Source organism: Nocardia sp. CDC153 (assembly GCF_035818515.1).
Classification (GTDB): domain Bacteria; phylum Actinomycetota; class Actinomycetes; order Mycobacteriales; family Mycobacteriaceae; genus Nocardia.
This window is the reverse complement of the sequence record NZ_JAYKYU010000003.1, coordinates 764,426-781,729: the sequence shown is the minus strand read 5'-3', so window position 1 is coordinate 781,729 and position 17,304 is coordinate 764,426. Positions and strand designations below refer to the sequence as shown.

The window sequence follows — 17,304 nt, the reverse complement described above, 5'->3', positions numbered from 1 at the left end:
CCGATCGCGCGTACATCGATGTATTGGTGGGGACGAAGCGGGTGCGGAAAAGTCATCGGTCGTGCAAGAGTGACTGGTGGAGGTGCCCGATGAATCACAGCTACCTGGTCGCGCTCACCGGTAGCGGCACAACCGTGCCGCCGGAACTGGGTGTGGTGCGGCGGCTGGTGCGACGTGGACATCGGGTGACCGTGCTGGCCGAGGAGGGCCTGGCCGAGGCGGTGGCGGCCACGGGGGCCCGGCTGCGGCCGCGCGCGGGCGCCGGTTTCGCCCGCGAGACCGCCGACGAAATCGATGCCGGGCGGCCCGATCTGGTGCTGGCCTCCTGCTTCGCCTTCGGGGCCATGGTCGCCGCGCAGGCCTGCGACGTGCCGTTCTCGGTGCTCATGCCGGGGATCTATCCGCTGCCGGTGGAGGGCGGGCCGCCGCCCGGCACCGGATTCGGCCGGGCCCGCGGACCGATCGGCCGATTGCGGGACCGGATCGTGGGCACGCTGGTCCAGCGGCGTTGGGACGAGGAGCTGCTACCCCAGCTCAACGCGCTGCGCGCGGACTTCGGGTTGGAACGCCTGGCCCACTATCAGGATCAGGTGCGGCTGGCGCGGCGGCAGCTCGTACTGTCCAGCGCCGCTTTCGATTTCCCCGGGCAGGCTCCGGACGGGGTGCGCTGGGTCGGGCCGATCCTGGACGAACCGGACTGGGTCGACAAGGCCGCCTGGACGCAGGCCGACGGTGGCGAGCCGCTCGTGCTGGTCGCGCTGTCCACCACCTTTCAACGCCAAATCGACTGCCTGCAAAGGATCGCCGACGCGCTGGCGCTGCTCCCGGTGCGCGGCGTCATCACCACCGGCCCGGCCATCGATCCCGAGCGCATCCACGCCCCGGCGAATGTGACGGTCGTGCGGGTCGCCTCGCATCGCGAACTCATGCGCCACGCCAGCCTGGTCATCACCCACGGCGGCCACGGCACCCTGATGCAGGCCTTCGCCGCCGACCTGCCGGTGGTGGTCCTGCCGCACGGCCGCGACACCGCCGACAATGCCGCCCGGGTGCGCGCGCACCGCGCCGGAATCGTGCTGCCGCGCACCGCGACTCCGCAGCGCATCGCCCGTGCCGTGCGCCGCGTCCTGCGCACTCCGGCCCACTATCGCGCGGCGGCCGAACTGGGCCGCGCCATTCGCCGCGACGCGCGCGGGGAGGCCCTGCTGCACGAGATCGAACCCGCGGCCGATCACCAGGACACCGTGGGTGAGCACATCTTCTCGGTGCGCGAACTCGAATCCTGACGTTTGGCCGAATTTCGCGTGTCGTCGGCCGGATATGGCTGGCACGCTGGGCATTCACTCCCTAGCGTGTGCTCCATGGATTTCCTGGCGGTATTGCGCGAGAAGCTGAACGAGTTCGGGGAGCTGATCACGCCCGAGACGAATCTGGCCGCCCCCGTCCCGAGCTGCGGCGACTGGACCTTCTACGACCTGGCCGACCATGTCGGACAGGGCAATCGATGGGTGGTGACCGCGGTCGCGGAGGGGCGCGGTGACTACCACGGCGATCCCGCGCCGGTGGACCGGGCCGAACTGCGGACCTGGTTCGACGACTCCGCGCGGGCCATCGTCGAATCGCTGTCGGTGGATCCCGCGACCCCGGCCTGGACCTTCACCAGCCTGATGCCGCGCACCGTCGGATTCTGGCGGCGTCGCCGGGCGCAGGAGACCCTGATGCACCTGTGGGACGCCCAGGACGCGCTCGGCACCGCCGACGCCTTCGATCCGGCGCTGGCCGCCGACGGCATCACCGAGGTGTTCGAGATGTTCGCGCTCCGCATGATTCAGCGCGGCCTGGCCAAGGAACCGGAGGCCGCGGTCAGCGTCCACGCCACCGACACCGGCGACAGCTGGACCTACGGCCCCGGCACCCCGGTGGCCGAAATCTCCGGCACCGCTTCGGATCTGCTGCTGGCGCTGTGGCAGCGCAAGGATCTCGCGGACGCGGCCCTGAGCTGGCAGGGCAACTGGGCCGCGGGCACTCGGGTCCTCGCCGGACCTCTGGTGCCCTAGCCGGCGCCCGAAATGCCCTGACCCGCACATGGAAAAGGCGAGACGGTGGCCGGTATGGAAACCACCGCCTCGCCCATAGCCGCCGATGCAGGGGACGGCTGGCTTTCGCGGGCGCCCGGGGACGTCTACTGCTGCGCGTCGGTGAGCAGACCGCCCAGGGCGCGTAGGTGATCGGTCGCGCCGCCGAGCGCGAACTCGTTGTGCTTGGCGGCGGTGAAGTACTGGTTCACGATGTGGTCGCGGTCGATGCCGACGCCGCCGTGCACGTGCACCACGGTGTGGGCGACGCGGTGGCCCGCCTCGGCGGCCCAGAACTTGGCGGTGTGGATCTCGGCGGCCGCCGGAAGTCCTTCGGCCAGCCGCCACGCCGCCTGCTGCACGGCCAGGCGCACGCCCTGGACATCGATGTAGCCGTCGGCCAGGCGCTGGGCCACGGCCTGGAAGCTGCCGATCTTCCGGTTGAACTGCTCGCGCTCGCGCGCGTAGTCCGCGACCAGTTCCAGACCCTTCTCGACGGTGCCGAGCTGGGTGGCGGCCAGGCCCAGCCAGGCCCGGTTCAGCAGCCACTCCAGGATTTCCGGGCCCTGCTCGACCGTGCCGACCAGTTCGCCCGGGGTACCGGCGAATTCGACCTCGGCCTCGGGGGAGCGGTCGGTCACGATCTGGTCCTCGATGCGCACCGACTCGTGGGCCGGGTCGACCAGGAAGACGGCGGGCGTGCCATCGACGCTGGCGGACACCAGGATTCGGCCGGCCTGCCGCGCGAAGGGCACGGTGGTCTTGAGGCCGGTCAGCTGCCAGCCATTGCCCGCCATGGCGGTGGTGACCGGGCGGGCGAGCTCCCAGTTGCGCTCCTCGCTCAACGCGGCGGTCAGGATGACCGACCCGCTCGCGGCCTGCGCGGCCAGTTCACGCTGTGCGGCGGAACCGAACTGCGCCAGCGCGCCCGCGCCCAGCACGATCGACCACAGGTAGGGCACCGGTGCGACCGACTTGCCCAGCTCCCGCAGGATCGACGTCTGCTCCAGCACCCCGAGGTCGCTGCCGCCCACCGCTTCCGGCAGGGCCGCGGCCAGCACGCCGGTCTCGGCGAGCGACTCCCACAGCTGCTCGTCGAAGCGCACGGTGCGCGCACCGCTGGCGTCGGTGTTCTTGTCGAGTTCGCGCAGCTTGTCGGCCGTGACCAGCTTGCCGGTCACCTCGGCGGTGAGCCGAGCCAGATCCTGCTGCGCTTCGGTAAGGGTGAAATCCATGGTGAGAACCCAGCTTTCGAAATCTAGCGGGCCGCGGCGGGCTGCTCGAGTGCGGTCATGGCGATGATGTCGCGCTGCACCTCGTTGGTGCCGCCGCCGAAGGTCAGGATCAGGCAGGCGCGGTGCATGCGCTCGAGACGGCCGCGCAGCTGCGCACCGGCCGAGTCCTGGCGCAGGTACGCCTGCGGGCCCAGGATCTCCATGAGGGCGCGGTAGGACTCGGTGGCCAGCTCGGTGCCGTACACCTTGCAGGTGGAGGCGTCCCACGGGCGCGGCGCGGCATCCCCGCCCGCATCGGCACGCGAGGCGATCTCCCAGTTCAGCAGCTTCAGGTACTCGACCTTGGCGTGCACCCGGGCGAGCGCGATCTGCACCCATTCCTGATCGATCACGCGAGCGCCATTGGAGTTCTTGGTGTTCCGCGCCCACTCGGTGACCTGCGCGACCGCCAGCGCCAGCGGCGCCGACGAGGTCAGCGCCACCCGCTCGTGATTGAGCTGATTGGTGACCAGCGACCAGCCGCCGTTCTCCGGCCCCACCATGTCCGAGTTCTTGACCCGCACGTCCTGGTAATAGGTGGCCGAGGTGTCGGGACCGGCCATGGTGTGCACCGGCGTCCAGGAGAAGCCCTCGGCGGTGGTCGGCACGATGAACATGGAGATGCCCTTGTGCTTCTTGGCATTCGGGTCGGTGCGCGCGGCCAGCCAGATGTAGTCGGCGTAGGCGATGAGGGAGGTCCACATCTTCTGGCCGTTGATGATCCAGTCGTCGCCGTCGCGGACCGCGGAGGTGCGCAGCGAGGCCAGGTCGGTGCCCGCGCCCGGCTCGGAGTAGCCGATGGCGAAGTGCAGCTGACCCGCGGCGATCTTGGGCAGGAAGAACTTCTTCTGCTCCTCGGTGCCGTAGTGCATGATCGTCGGCGCGACCGAGTTGATGGTCAGGAACGGCACCGGGGCGCCCGCGATGGCGGCCTCGTCGGTGAAGATCAGCTGATCCATGGTCGAGCGATCCTGCCCGCCGTACTCCTTGGGCCAGCCCAGCGCGAGCCAGCCGTCACGGCCCATCTCGGCGACCACCTCACGGTAGACATTGCCCTCGCCGTATTCGCCGGTCTGCGCCGAAAGCGCTTGCCGCCGTTCGGGAGTGATGAGCTTGGTGAAATAGTCACGTAGCTCGGCACGCAGCTGTTCCTGTTGCGGCGTGTAGGCGATACGCATAGCAGTACCTCTAGCCTTCGTTTCTCGGTTCAGCCGATCATCGCATGCAAGTGAAACATGTTCCAGTATTGGTTCCGGTTAGGGCTACTTTGCTGTTGCGGCGCGGTCGGGATTGTTAGGCTCGGGCACAACCTGTGGTTAAGGAGAGAAACATGAAGGTCATCGTCGACTTCGATCAGTGCGAAGCGAACGGAATCTGCGTCGGAATCGCCCCTGACGTCTTCGATCTCGATGACGACGACAACCTGCACGTCAACGAGGCCGAGGTGACCGAGGCCAACCGCCGCGATATCGAGTCGGCCGTGGCACAGTGCCCGAAGGCCGCGCTCAAGCTGGTCTGAGCGGATGCTTGCCCGGCGGGTGGAACACGTTCTAGAGTCGGCCGCGTGAGCGATTCTGATGTAAGTCTGTCCGGGCGGGTTGCCATTGTCACCGGCGCGGGTGCCGGGCTGGGGCGGGCCGAGGCCCTCGAGCTGGCCCGGGCCGGTGCTTCGGTCATCGTCAACGACCTGACCGAGAACGACGCGGTGAGCGCGACGCTTGCCGACATCCGGGCGCTGGGCGTGAAGGCGGAGTTCGTCGGCGGCAGCATCGCCGAGCGGGCCACCGCCGACGCCCTCATCGGCACCGCCGAGGAAACCTTCGGCGGGCTGGACATCGTGGTGAACAATGCCGGGATCACCCGGGACAAGATGCTGTTCAACATGTCCGACGAGGACTTCGACGCGGTCGTCGCGGTCCACCTGCGCGGGCACTTCCTGTTGACCCGCAACGCGGCCGCGTACTGGCGTGGCAGATACAAGCAGACGGGTGCCCCGGTCTACGGGCGCATCATCAACACCTCCTCCGAGGCCGGGCTGCTCGGTCCGGCCGGACAGGCGAATTACGGTGCGGCCAAGGCCGGTATCACCGCGCTGACCCTGTCGGCGGCCCGTGCCCTCGAGAGTGTCGGCGTGCGCGCCAATGCCATCGCGCCGCGCGCCCGCACCGCCATGACCGAGAAGGTCTTCTCCGCGGCTCCCGAGGAGGGCCCGGATCCGCTCTCGCCCGATCATGTGGCGCGGCTGGTGGCCTACCTGGCCTCCCCGGCGGCCGAATCGATTTCCGGCCAGCTGTTCGTCGTGTACGGCCCGATGGTGGCCCTGATGGCGGCTCCCGTGGTGGAGCGGCGTTTCGACGCGGACGGGGAATGGACCCGCGAGGGTCTGGCGGCGACCCTGGGCGGTTATTTCGCCGAACGCGGTTCGGACGCTACGTTTTCCGCTTCCTCGCTGAAGGATCTCGGCTGAGGCTTACCTCAGTTTCCCCGCCGGGGGCTGTGAGTTTCCGTAGACACGCGCCAGTCCCCGGTACAGCGGTTGATCACGAGATGGATCGTTGGTAGGAATGGGGATCAACCATGTGTGTCGTCTCACAGTGCGGCATATGTCTGACGGTTAGGCTGGGGTGAACATGTTCTCAAAACTGGACGCCGGTTCAGAAAGAAGGCCTGTTCAAAACCGTCGAAACCTACCCGATCCGTATGAGAACGTGTTCTAATCTTCGAGCGGGACCGAGATCACATCCATATCTCGGTTGCTATAGCTAGGCAGGGGCAGGAGGAATAGCGGGAATGAATGAAGTCCTTGCCGTACCGCTGCGGGCGGTCGGAGGGTTCTTCGAACTCGCCGGTGCTGTCGCTCGCGCCGCGGTACGGCCCCCGTTCCAGCGACGGGAATTCATCGATCAGTCCTGGTTCATCGCCCGGGTTTCCATCGTGCCGACGCTTTTGGTCGCGATTCCGTTCACCGTTCTGGTGAGCTTCACCCTGAACATTCTGTTGCGAGAAATCGGCGCGGCGGACCTTTCGGGCGCGGGTGCGGCCTTCGGCTCGGTCACCCAGATCGGCCCCATGGTCACCGTGCTCATCGTGGCCGGTGCGGGCGCCACCGCCATCTGCGCCGACCTGGGCGCGCGCACCATTCGCGAGGAGATCGACGCCATGAAGGTGCTCGGCATCGATCCGGTGCAGCGCCTGGTGGTTCCGCGCGTGCTCGCCTCGATGTTCGTGGCCTTCCTGCTCAACGGCCTGGTGTCCACCATCGGCATCCTGGGCGGCTTCCTGTTCTCGGTGCTGCTGCAGGGCGTGAACCCCGGCGCCTTCGTCAATGGCATCACCCTGCTGACCCACCTGCCCGAGCTCGTCATCTCGCAGGTGAAGGCCACGCTGTTCGGTCTCGTCGCCGGACTGGTCGCCTGCTATCTGGGCCTGAACGTGAAGGGCGGTCCCAAGAGCGTCGGCGACGCCGTGAACCAGACCGTCGTTTTCGCCTTCATGGCGCTGTTCGTCATCAACGTCGTCGTAACCGCCGTTGGCATCAAGTTCACGGCGCGGTGATCTGATGGCGTTCGTGATCCAATCTCGTTTTCCGAAGGTGACCAAGCGCTTTCGGCGCTTCAACGAGGGCCTCGACTCGGTCGGCAAGCACGCGGTGTTCTACGCGCAGTCGATCGGCTCGGTGCCCAAGGCGCTGGTGCACTACCGCACCGAGACCATTCGGCTGATCGCCGAGATCTCGATGGGCACAGGCGCTTTGGCGGTCATCGGCGGCACCGTCGTGATCGTCGGCTTCCTGACGCTGGCGGCCGGCGGCACCATCGCCGTGCAGGGCTACAGCTCGCTCGGCAATATCGGCGTGGAGGCCCTGACCGGCTTCTTCGCCGCCTTCATCAACGTTCGCATTGCGGCGCCGGTGATTTCGGGCATCGGCCTGGCCGCGACCCTCGGGGCCGGTACCACCGCGCAATTGGGCGCCATGCGCGTCTCCGAGGAGATCGACGCCCTGGAGGTGATGGCCATCCGGCCCATCCCCTTCCTGGTGGGCACCCGGATGCTCGCGGGCATCATCGCCATCATCCCGCTGTACTCCCTGGCGGTCATCGCCTCGTTCGTCGCGAGTCGCTTTGCGACCGTGGTGATCTACGGACAGTCCGCCGGTGTGTACGACCATTATTTCGACACCTTCCTGATCCCCAGCGATATCCTCTGGTCGTTCGCGCAGGCGATCTTCATGGCCATGGCGGTCATGCTGATCCACACCTACTACGGCTACAACGCCGCAGGCGGTCCGGTGGGCGTGGGCGTGGCGGTAGGTAATGCGGTGCGGGCCTCGCTGATCGCGGTCGTCATGGTGACGCTGCTGATGTCGCTGGCCATCTACGGCACCTCCGGCAATTTCCATCTCTCCGGGTAGGGCGGGACATGGTGCAACAACAGCCCAAGCGGTACTTGGAGCAGGCGTGGGTCATCCGCCTGGCGGGCGCGGGCCTGGTGCTCGCGCTGGTCGGCGCGGTCGCGATCTGCCTGGTCATGTTCTCGGGCGGCTTCGAGAACACCGTGCAGGTGACCGTCGCCGCGCCGCGCGCGGGCCTGGTCATGGACCGCGACGCCAAGGTGAAGATCCGCGGTGTGGAAATCGGGCGGGTCGCCTCGATCAGCGACGCCCCGGACGGCAGCGCCCGGATCGAGCTGTCGATGGATCCCGACAAGCTGAAGATGGTTCCGGCCAATGCCACCGTGGACATCAGCTCCACCACCGTGTTCGGCGCGAAGTACATCAACTTCGTTACCCCCGAACACCCTTCGACCGATTCGCTGCGGCCGGGCACGACCGTGCACGCGCAGTCGGTGACGGTGGAGTTCAACACCATCTTCCAGCACCTCAACGACGTGCTCGCCAAGGTGCAGCCGGAGAAGCTGAACGCGACGCTCACCGCGCTGGGCACCGCGCTGCAGGGCCGCGGCGACAAGCTCGGCCAGGCCCTGGTCGACGCCGACGCGTTCCTCCAGCAGATCAATCCGTCGCTGCCGGAACTGCAGACCGATCTGCAGAAGACCACCATCGTGAGCGGCACCTACGCCGACACCGTGCCGAATCTGTTGCGCACCACCGACAATGCCGTGGTCACCGGTAAGACCCTGGTGGACGAGCAGCAGCGCGTCGACGCCATGCTGACCGATCTGATCGGCCTGTCCGACACCACCACGCCGATCCTCAACGAGACCGGATCGCCGGTCGTGGAGGCGCTGCGGCTGCTGCGGCCGACCACCGCAGTCCTCGACGAGTACAAGTCGGCCATCTACTGCACCATCGTGGGCCTCGGCTCGAACATGGCGATCGTCGCCGACGAGTTCGGCGGTCGATACCCGGCGGTCAATATGAACGCCAGCATCATGCCCGGCGGCGAACCCTACAAGTATCCGCAGGACCTGCCGAAGGTGAACGCCAGCGGCGGCCCGCACTGTGAGGGCGTGCTCGATCACGTGCCCGGCACCAATGCCGGTTACCTGGTGACCGACACCTCCGAGGGCGAGGCGTGGCATCCGGAGACCAATCCGCACTTCAACGCCAACGTCTTCCAGTTGCTGTACGCGGGCATGCCCGGATTGCAGGGAGGCGGCAAGTGAGGTTCAAACCACGCGCGGTCACCGTCAAGCTCGGCCTGTTCACCCTCGTCATGGTGTTGGTGCTGGCCATGCTCGGGGTGATCTTCTCCCAGATGCGCTTCGCCCGGGAGACCGGCTATCACGCGGTGTTCACCAGCTCCTCGGGCATGCTGCCCGGGTCCAAGGTGCGCATCGCCGGTGTGCCGGTCGGCTCGGTGAGCCGGGTGTATGTGGGCAAGGACAAGCTGGCGCACGTCGACTTCGACGTGGACCGCAAGTACAAGCTCTACACCAGCACCCAGGCGACCATCCGGTACGAGAACCTGGTCGGCGACCGCTACCTGGAACTGCTCGAAGGGCCCGGCACCACACAGACTCTCGGCAAGAACGGCACCATCCCGGTGCAGCAGACCAAGCCCGCCCTGGATCTGGACATGCTGCTGGGCGGCTTCAAACCGCTGCTGCGCGGCCTGGATCCGACCCAGGTCAACGACCTGACCAATGCGCTGCTGCAGGTCTTCCAGGGCCAGGGCGGCACGCTGGTGGCCCTGCTCAACAGCTCGGGCTCGTTCGGAAAGACCCTGGCGGACAAGGACGCCCTGATCGGCAGCGTGATCGACAACCTGAAGACGGTGCTGTCGACCATCGACGACCGCAATCAGGCCTTCGGCACCACCCTGGACGAATTGCAGCGACTGGTCAGCGGGTTGGCCGCGGACAAGGATCCGATCGGCGACGCCATCCCGCGGATCTCCGGCGCCACCGGCGATCTCACCGATCTGCTGCGCACCGCCCGGCCGGATCTGAAGTCCACCTTCGATCAGCTCGGCCGCACCGCCGGTCTGCTGGACGACAACACCGACGAACTGCAGTGGATCATCGAGAACCTGCCCGACGCCTACAAGAAGCTGGTGCGCATCGGTTCCTACGGTTCGTTCCTGAACATCTACGCCTGCCCGACCGACCTGATCGTGGACGGTCCGGACGGTAAGCCGATGCACGTGAAACTGCCCGGTGGCCAGACGACCGGAAGGTGTAGCAAGTGACCGAGCGTTCGCCACTGATCAATTTCGGCATCATCGGCATCGTGCTGGCCTCGACCGTCTCGCTGGCCTCGCTGCAGTTCGATCGCCTGCCCTTCGTGCGGTCCGGCGCTGAGTACTCGGCGCTGTTTGCCGACGCGGGCGGTCTGCTGCCCGGCGACCAGGTGCAGGTCGCCGGTGTGAAGTCGGGCCGGGTGGAAGAGGTCAAGCTCGACGGCGCGCAGGTGAAGGTGCGGTTCACCCTCGACGAGGGAATTCCGTTGGGCAACAAGTCCTCCGCGGCGATCAAGACCAATACCGTGCTGGGTCGCAAATCGCTCGAGGTGACGCCCGCGGGTGAGGGCACGCTGCGCGGGCAGTCCACGATTCCGTTGGAGCGCACCACCTCTCCGTACTCCTTGAACGACGCGCTCGGCGATCTGTCCAATACCGTCAAGGATCTGGACATGGACCAGGTCAACAAGACCCTGGACGCGCTGTCGGACACCTTCAAGGACACGCCCGCCCCGCTGCGCTCGGCGCTCGACGGCATTACCGCGTTGTCGCGCAGTATCAATACGCGCGACCAGGCCTTGACCGATCTGCTGGCCAAGGCGCAGAGCGTGACCAAGGTGCTCAAGGATCGGGCCGGGGAGATCAATTCGCTGCTCGTGGACGGCAACAGCCTGCTCGGTGAGCTCGACGCGCGCAAAACCGCGCTCGGCCAGCTCATCACCTATGTCAACGGCCTGGCCCAGCAGCTCACCGGGTTCGTCAACGATAACGAGGCACAGCTCAAACCCACACTGGACAAACTGAATTCGGTGCTCGGGGTGCTGCAGAAGAACAAGCAGAACCTCTCCGACGCGCTCGACGCCCTCGGCCCCTACGCGGGCGCGCTGGGCGAGCAGGTCGGCAGCGGTCCCTACTTCCAGGCGTACATCGTCAACGCCAACAGCGATTACATTCAGATGCTCGTCGATTCCATGGTGTGGCCGGACCACCTGCCCACCGATCTGCAGCACTACCTGAAAGACTTCCCGCCGGTGCTCTCCCCGGCACAGACGGAGCCGGGTAAATGAACGCACTGCGCAGCAAAGTCGGAACACTGCCCCGCTGGTCGCGAATCGTCGCGGCGCTGGTGCTCGTCGCCCTCGTCGTGGGCGGCGGCTACACGGTCGTGACCCGGATCGGCACGACCAAGATCACCGCGTACTTCCCTTCCACCAGTGGCCTTTACGCCAATGACGAGGTGCGGGTGCTCGGGGTCAAGGTCGGCAAGATCGACTCCGTGGAGCCGGGCAAGGACCGCGTCACGGTCAAGATGACGGTCGAGCGCGGTATCGACATCCCGGCCGACGCCAAGGCCGTGATCGTCTCCCCGTCGCTGGTCTCGGCCCGCTTCATCCAGCTCGCGCCCGCCTACACCGGCGGGCCCAAGATGAAGAGCGGCGCGACCATCCCCATCGAGCGCACCGCCATCCCGGTCGAATGGGATGACATCAAGGCCGAATTGAACAAGCTGGCAACGACTCTCGGCCCGGTGGGCCAGGACAAGCAGGGCTCGTTCGGTCGATTCGTCGACACCGCGGCCAATAACCTCGACGGCAACGGCCAGGCGTTCCGCGATGCGCTCAAGGAGCTGTCCGGCGCGCTGACCACGCTTTCCGACGGCCGCACCGACCTTTTCGCCACCATTCGCAATCTGCAGGTCTTCGTCGACGCGCTGTCGCACAGCAATGACCAGATCGTGCAGTTCGGCGGTCGGCTGGCGTCGGTGTCGTCGGTGCTGGCGGGTGTCTCCACCGATCTCGGTGCGGCACTGGACAATCTGGACGGCGCGGTCTCGGACGTGCGCCGGTTCATCGAATCCCGCGGCGGCGCGCTCACCGACAGCCTGCAGCGCATGGCCGACGTGACCCAGCTGCTGGTGGACAAGCGGCCCGAACTCGAGCAGGTGCTGCACTCCGGTCCCACCGCGCTCACGAACTTCTACCAGATCTACAAGCCTGCGACCGGTTCGGTGACCGGCTACCCGGTGCTCACCAATATGGCCGATCCGATGAGCTTCCTCTGCGGTTCCATCGCGGCGCTGCAGGACAACGACTCCGACAAGAGTTCGAATCTCTGCGCGCAGATCCTCGGACCGATCTTCGGCAACCTGGCCATGAACTACCTGCCCTTCATGCTCAGCCCGGCCACCGCGGCGGGCGCGCGCCCCGACCAGATCAAATACAGCACGCCGGAACTCGCGGCCCGTGCCAACGCCGAGGTCAGCGTGCCCAAGAGCCTCACCGATCTGGCGCTCCCGGGAGGCAACTGATGAAGTACACGCGCGGCCGCAAACAGGTGGCGGGCCTGGCGATCGGCATCGCGATCGCCCTGGGCGCCACCGGATGCGAGTGGGACGGCCTGAACTCGCTGCCCATGCCCGGCGCCGCCGGAACCGGCGCGGGGGCGTGGCAGGTGAAGATCCAGATGCCGAATGTCACCACCCTGACCCGCAATTCGCCGGTCATGGTCAATGACGTCATCGTCGGTTCGGTCACCAAGATCGAGGTGGAGGGCTGGCACGCGCTGGTCACCGTCAGCCTGGACAAGGGCGTGCAGCTGCCCGCCAACGCCACTGCCAAGATCGGGCAGACCTCGCTGCTGGGCAGCAATCACGTCGAGCTCGCCGCGCCGACGGACACCGCGGCACAAGGGGAATTGAAGGGCGGCGACACCATCCCGCTGGAGCGGGCCGGTGCCTACCCGACCACCGAACAGACCCTGTCCTCGCTGTCGGTGGTGCTCAACGGCGGCGGCATCAGCCAGCTCGAGAACATCACCGGTGAGCTCGACAAGGCGTTCACCGGGCGCACCGACGCGATCAGAGACCTGCTGCCGCAACTGAATACGCTCATCGGCACCCTGGACGGCCAGACCAAGGACATCATCGCCGCCATGGGCGGGCTGGACCGCTTCTCCGGCATCCTCGCCCAGCAGAAGGATCAGGTGGCCAACGCCATCGACAACATCCATCCGGCGCTGACCATGCTGGCCGACCGGCGCGAGAACATCACCAAGACGCTCACCGCCCTGGGCGGGCTGAGCGACGCCGTGGACAAGATCGTGCAACAGGGCGGCGACGATCTGAAGGCCAACCTGGCCAATATCTGGCCCGCGCTCGAGCAGATCGCGAACACCGGCAGCAACCTCACCAGCGCGTTGAGCATGCTGCTCACCTTCCCGTTCCCCATGCACTACATGGACGGCGCCATCAAGGGCGACTACCTCAATGTGAAGATCACCTTCGATCTCACCGCGGCGCGACTGGCCAAAAACTTCCTCACCGACACCCCGTTCGGTCCGCGCTACGCGGGCGTGGAGGGCGCGCTCGGCCAACTGGGCGGCACGCCGGGCGATCCGGTGGACCCCAAGAACGCCCCGTTCCAGCCCCACCCGGACACGCCCGCGCCGATGCCGACCATTCCCGGCATCGGGGCGGTCCCAGGGCTGCCCGCCATCCCGGGTCTCACCGTGCCGCAAGGGAAGTGACGATGAAACTCACTCGCTTCGTCAAGGTCCAGCTGGTCATCTTCGCCGTGCTGACGGTCATCGGCATCACGGTCATGGGTGGCTACTACGTCAAGGTGCCCGCCATGTTCGGCATCGGGCGCTACGACGTGACCGTGCAGCTGCCCGCCACCGGCGGTCTCTACGAGCACGCCAATGTGGCCTACCGCGGCACCAATGTCGGCAAGGTGCAGTCGGTCGTGCTGACCCCCGCCGGGGTGAACGCCAAGCTGTCGATCGACAGCGACTACAAGATCCCCAAGGATGTCGACGCCTGGGTGCGCAGCGTGTCCGCGGTCGGTGAGCAGTTCGTGGACCTGGTTCCGGTCGAGAATCCCAAGGGCGGCAACCTGTCCGACGGTTCGGTGATTCCGGTCGAGCGCACCAAGCTGCCGCAGGATGTCGGCAGTCTGCTCGACCAGACCGATCGCCTCCTCAACAGCGTGGCCGACACCAAGCTCGAGCAGGTCATCAATGACGCCTTCACCGCCTTCAACGGCGCGGGGCCGGACCTGCAGCGCTTCCTCGACTCCGCCACCCTGCTGGTCCAGGAGGCGAAGAACAACACCGATGCCACCAAGGACCTGATCGAGAAGATCGGCCCGCTGCTGGACACCCAGGTGCAGTCCGACGACGCCATTCGGGGCTGGACCAGGGACCTGGCGACGGTCACCGACCAACTGCGCGAACACGATCCGGCGCTGCACAATGTCATCGAGAAGACGCCGGGCGCGGTCACCCGGGCCACCCAGCTCTTCCAGGATCTGAAGCCCACCCTGCCGTTGCTCGCGCGCAATCTGGTGAGCGTCGGCCAGGTCGGCTACACCTACAACAAGAGCATCGAACAGCTGCTCGTGGTCTTCCCGCCGCTCATCGCGGGTCTGCTCTCGGTCGCGACCGGCGGGCCCACGGAGTACGGCGCGATGGTGGACTTCATGGTCAGCGTCAACGACCCGCAGGGGTGCACCACCGGATTCCTCGCCCCCGAGGAGCGGCGCTCGCCCGCACTGCTCGATCACCCGGACACCCGAAAGGGCCTGTACTGCAAGGTCGCCCAGAACTCTCCGCTGGCGGTTCGCGGTATCCGCAACACGCCCTGCATGGAGGTTCCGGGCAAGCGCGCCCCGACGCCCGAATTGTGCCGTGACCCAGAGGGTTACGTGCCCGAGGGCGACAATCCGCCCTTCGGCAAGCCGAATCCGGTGGACAAGAACGGCAACCCCATCGGTGGCGTGACACCCGGCTCCGACACCACCCCGCCCGCGAACGGGACCCAGGCCCAACCCGCCTCCGTTCAGACCCAGCCGTACGATCCGCGTACCGGGGAGTTCCTCGGAGCGGACGGGCGCACGTATCGTCAGGCGAACATCGACAGCAACGGCTCCGGGGTGGTCCCGGCGAGTTTGACAGCAATGGTGCAGGAGCAGGTGAAATGAGCGATTCGAGTGTGGTGAGAAACCGGACACGACGGCGGGCCGTGCGCTCGGAAGGGCCCCCGCCGGAGGAGAAGGGGACCGCCACACCGGCGTTCGAGGCCACTGTGCCCGTGGCGGACAAAGCCACTGTGCCCGTGGCGGACAAACCCGCCGCGGCGGATGTCGCCGCTCCGGCCAAGGCGGATGTCGAGGACGCGCGGACGGTCGTCGTCGAGACGAAGACCACCGCCGACGCCGTCGAGTCGACCAAGGTGCCCGCCACCGATCCCGCGCCCGTCGCGGACGCCCCCGCCGCTCCCGAATCCGAAGCGCCCGCAGTCGCTTCGGCCGACGGCGGCAGCCTCTGGATGAAGATCGTCGCGGTCGCCGCCCTGGTGCTCACCGCGGTGACGGTCGGCGGCAGCGTGTGGGCCGCCCATCAGCGCAGTGTCCTCGCCGACCAGGACGCGCTGCGCGCGGACTACGTGCAGGCCGCCAAGCAGGCCATGCTCAATATCACCAATATCAGCGCCGACACCGCCCAGGACGACATCAACCGGGTGCTCGCGGTGACCTCCGGTGACCTGCACAAGGATTACACCGACCGCAAGGACGACTACGCGGGCATCGTGCAGAAGGCGCAGGTCAAGGCCAAGGGCGAGGTGGTCGAGGCCGCGCTGCAGTCCTCCGACGACCACTCCGCCATCGTGCTGGTGGCCGTCAAGCAGACCCTCACCAACGCGGGAGCGGAAGGGCCGCAGCAGCGGCAGTACCGGTTCAAGGTGACGCTGTCCAAGGACGACAAGGGCATTACCGCGACCGGAATGGAGATGACGGTATGAGCAGCAAGACCCGCCGTGATCTGATCCTCATGGTCTGCGCCCTGGTCGTTTTCGCCGCCAGCCTCGGCGTCGGCGGCTGGATCGGCTACGGCTACTGGCAGGACTCGCACGTGGACCAGGCCCGCGATCAGTCCGTCGTGGTGGCCAAGCGGACCGTGGAGGGCATGTTCGGATACAACTTCCGGACCATCGACACCACCATGCCCAAGGTGTGCGACGACATGACCGCCAAATTCCGCGACGACTGGATGAAGGTCACCAAGGACGTCCTCTCGCCCGCGGCCAAGGACAAGGAGCTCGTCGTCGAGGCCACCGCCACGGAAGCCGGTGTGATCAAGGCGGATTCGCACCACGTCGAGGTCATGGTGTACCTGAACCAGAAGAGCGCCGGCAAGGACCCGTCCAAGGGCACCTACGACGCGAGTCGCCTGCGGGTGAAGCTGGACCACAGCGGTGACCGCTGGCTCGTCTCGGACGTCAACCCGATCTAGGCTGCTCGACGAGGAGTGCACGCCGAGTGACAGTGCACGCTGAGTAGTCAGGATCGACCGTGGGTAGCAAGACGACGCCGTGGACAGCGGCGGATATTCCGGATCTCAACGGGCGCACCGCGATTGTCACCGGGGCGAACGCCGGGCTCGGGTTGGAGACGGCGCGCCGGTTGGCCGAGCACGGGGCTCGGGTGGTGTTTGCGTGCCGGAACGCCGAGAAGGCCGCCGCGGCAGCGGAATCCATTCGCGAGACCCTGCCCGGGGCCGAATTGCCGTTCGTGGAGCTGGATTTGGCTTCGTTGGAGTCGGTGCGCAAGGCCGCGGTGCGGGTGCACGACGAGTTCGAGCGGATCGATCTGCTGGTGAACAACGCGGGGATGTTGAGTCGGACGCGGACCTTCACGGTGGACGGGTTCGAAACCACCTTCGCCACCAATCATTTGGGGCCGTTCGCGTTCACCGGGCTGATTCTCGATCTGCTGCGGGCCGCGCCGGCGGGGCGGGTGGTGACGGTCACCGGTGCGCTGCCCGCGAAGAAGGGGCTGTGGCTCGATCTCGACGACCTCGGCTTCGAGCGGCGCAAGTACAAGCCTTTCCGGGCCTATCCGCAGTCCAAGCAGGCCAATGCCATCTTCGGGCTGGAACTGCAGCGACGGCTCAACGGCACCGACACCGAACTGATCTCGGTCATCGCGCACCCGGGGGCCGCCGAGTCCGACTTCGCCCAAAACCTCGGGCCCGCGGTGCGATTCCTGTCGAAACCCTCGCTGCGGTGGATCTTCCGGTTCGCCATGCAGACCGTCGAGATGGGTGCGCTGCCCACCCTGCGCGCGGCCACCGACCCCACGGTGCGCGGCGGCGACTTCTTCGGGCCGACCGGCAATACCAAGGGATATCCGGTCCACAACGAGACCAGTGTCGAGACGCGCGATCCGGAGCGGGCGGCGCGACTGTGGGCCGAGTCGGAGCGGCTCACCGGGGTCACCTATCGGTTCGAGGACTAGGCGAGAATGTCGAACGCCC

The 17,304-nt window shown here is 66.9% G+C and carries 17 protein-coding genes; 15 read left to right on the top strand and 2 right to left on the bottom strand.

What is annotated here, in order from left to right; genetic code table 11:
• Positions 1-89 precede the first annotated feature (89 nt).
• Together VMT65_RS20175 and VMT65_RS20170 are read left to right on the top strand one after the other, a co-directional pair.
• Positions 90-1,286 (top strand): glycosyltransferase, encoded by a 1,197-nt coding sequence (locus tag VMT65_RS20175; protein WP_326309858.1) that lies wholly within the window; start codon positions 90-92, stop codon positions 1,284-1,286.
• Positions 1,287-1,361: 75 nt separating this feature from the next.
• Positions 1,362-2,057, top strand: coding sequence for a maleylpyruvate isomerase family mycothiol-dependent enzyme (locus VMT65_RS20170; protein ID WP_326309857.1), 696 nt, complete (start codon positions 1,362-1,364; stop codon positions 2,055-2,057).
• Between the two features lie 125 nt (positions 2,058-2,182).
• On the opposite strand, the gene VMT65_RS20165 is transcribed toward VMT65_RS20170, so the two are convergent.
• Positions 2,183-3,310: an acyl-CoA dehydrogenase family protein gene (locus VMT65_RS20165; RefSeq protein WP_326309856.1), complete on the bottom strand. Its 1,128-nt coding sequence runs from the start codon at positions 3,308-3,310 to the stop codon at positions 2,183-2,185.
• Positions 3,311-3,333: 23 nt separating this feature from the next.
• Entirely contained in the window at positions 3,334-4,527 is a 1,194-nt protein-coding gene (locus VMT65_RS20160) for an acyl-CoA dehydrogenase family protein (RefSeq protein ID WP_326309855.1), read from the bottom strand.
• Positions 4,528-4,679: 152 nt separating this feature from the next.
• On the opposite strand from VMT65_RS20160, the gene VMT65_RS20155 reads away from it, so the two are divergent.
• From VMT65_RS20155 to VMT65_RS20095, 13 genes are all read left to right on the top strand, one after another.
• Complete coding sequence (locus tag VMT65_RS20155) at positions 4,680-4,868, top strand: ferredoxin (RefSeq protein WP_040854753.1); 189 nt, start codon at positions 4,680-4,682, stop codon at positions 4,866-4,868.
• 45 nt (positions 4,869-4,913) lie between these two features.
• Positions 4,914-5,816, top strand: a complete 903-nt coding sequence (locus VMT65_RS20150) for a 3-oxoacyl-ACP reductase (RefSeq protein ID WP_326309854.1) — start codon at positions 4,914-4,916, stop codon at positions 5,814-5,816.
• A gap of 323 nt (positions 5,817-6,139) precedes the next feature.
• Positions 6,140-6,904 (top strand): MlaE family ABC transporter permease, encoded by a 765-nt coding sequence (locus VMT65_RS20145; RefSeq protein WP_326309853.1) that lies wholly within the window; start codon positions 6,140-6,142, stop codon positions 6,902-6,904.
• Between the two features lie 4 nt (positions 6,905-6,908).
• Positions 6,909-7,760: an MlaE family ABC transporter permease gene (locus VMT65_RS20140; protein WP_326309852.1), complete on the top strand. Its 852-nt coding sequence runs from the start codon at positions 6,909-6,911 to the stop codon at positions 7,758-7,760.
• Positions 7,761-7,768: 8 nt separating this feature from the next.
• On the top strand, positions 7,769-8,974 hold the full coding sequence (locus tag VMT65_RS20135) for an MCE family protein (protein ID WP_326309851.1): 1,206 nt from the start codon (positions 7,769-7,771) through the stop codon (positions 8,972-8,974).
• Positions 8,971-9,999 carry an MCE family protein gene (locus VMT65_RS20130; protein WP_326309850.1) on the top strand — a complete coding sequence of 343 codons (1,029 nt, stop codon included), beginning with the start codon at positions 8,971-8,973 and terminating at the stop codon, positions 9,997-9,999. Before VMT65_RS20135 ends, VMT65_RS20130 begins: the two co-directional genes overlap by 4 nt.
• A complete protein-coding gene (locus VMT65_RS20125; RefSeq protein ID WP_326309849.1) occupies positions 9,996-11,057 on the top strand; it encodes an MCE family protein in 1,062 nt (353 codons plus the stop codon). The genes VMT65_RS20130 and VMT65_RS20125 overlap by 4 nt, the downstream gene beginning before the upstream one ends.
• Positions 11,054-12,298 carry an MCE family protein gene (locus VMT65_RS20120; protein ID WP_326309848.1) on the top strand — a complete coding sequence of 415 codons (1,245 nt, stop codon included), beginning with the start codon at positions 11,054-11,056 and terminating at the stop codon, positions 12,296-12,298. Before VMT65_RS20125 ends, VMT65_RS20120 begins: the two co-directional genes overlap by 4 nt.
• Positions 12,298-13,515, top strand: a complete 1,218-nt coding sequence (locus VMT65_RS20115) for an MCE family protein (protein WP_326309847.1) — start codon at positions 12,298-12,300, stop codon at positions 13,513-13,515. Before VMT65_RS20120 ends, VMT65_RS20115 begins: the two co-directional genes overlap by 1 nt.
• Positions 13,516-13,517: 2 nt before the next feature.
• A complete protein-coding gene (locus tag VMT65_RS20110; protein ID WP_326309846.1) occupies positions 13,518-14,969 on the top strand; it encodes an MlaD family protein in 1,452 nt (483 codons plus the stop codon).
• Positions 14,970-15,103: 134 nt separating this feature from the next.
• A complete protein-coding gene (locus VMT65_RS20105) occupies positions 15,104-15,790 on the top strand; it encodes a hypothetical protein (protein ID WP_326309845.1) in 687 nt (228 codons plus the stop codon).
• A complete protein-coding gene (locus tag VMT65_RS20100) occupies positions 15,787-16,281 on the top strand; it encodes a h domain protein (protein ID WP_326309844.1) in 495 nt (164 codons plus the stop codon). Before VMT65_RS20105 ends, VMT65_RS20100 begins: the two co-directional genes overlap by 4 nt.
• Positions 16,282-16,340: 59 nt before the next feature.
• Complete coding sequence (locus VMT65_RS20095) at positions 16,341-17,285, top strand: oxidoreductase (protein ID WP_326309843.1); 945 nt, start codon at positions 16,341-16,343, stop codon at positions 17,283-17,285.
• The last annotated feature ends 19 nt before the right edge of the window (positions 17,286-17,304 follow it).